The organism is Agathobacter ruminis, from assembly GCF_002735305.1.
In the GTDB taxonomy this organism is placed as follows: Bacteria; Bacillota; Clostridia; order Lachnospirales; family Lachnospiraceae; genus Roseburia; species Roseburia ruminis.
This window is the reverse complement of sequence record NZ_PDYG01000095.1, coordinates 1-410: the sequence shown is the minus strand read 5'-3', so window position 1 is coordinate 410 and position 410 is coordinate 1. Positions and strand designations below refer to the sequence as shown.

The 410-nt window shown below is 36.6% G+C and carries 1 pseudogene; it reads left to right on the top strand.

What is annotated here, in order from left to right:
- Positions 1 to 308, top strand: a pseudogene (locus tag CSX02_RS13940) (transposase); the annotation flags it as partial.
- Between the last annotated feature and the right edge of the window lie 102 nt (positions 309 to 410).

Sequence of the window (410 nt, the reverse complement as noted above, 5' to 3'; positions counted from 1 at the left end):
CACAAATTGATGAAACTGGTTCTACTCAAAGTGATACTGAGCGAGAGTATGTCATGGTGGAAGGTAGAAAAAATTATATACCTAACATGGACTATGATCCAGAATCAGACAGCTACATATGTAGAAACGGCAAACAGCTCACTGTAGTATCCAAAAGGACACAGAAAACAGCAACGGGGGATCAGCGGGAAGTAACTATATACGAGTGTAATAGTTGTGATAGCTGTCCATACAAGAAAGACTGTATTAAAGGCAATAACTGCAAGACCGCGTTTGAAGAGAGAAACAAGAAGCTTTCAGTTTCAAGAAATGGAAGAAAAAGCGACAGCCCCTTTTTTGCATTTGGGACGAAAGCACCATTTTATTTCAATTTTGTTTTATTATAATTAAATAGTAAGTTGTTTTTTTTT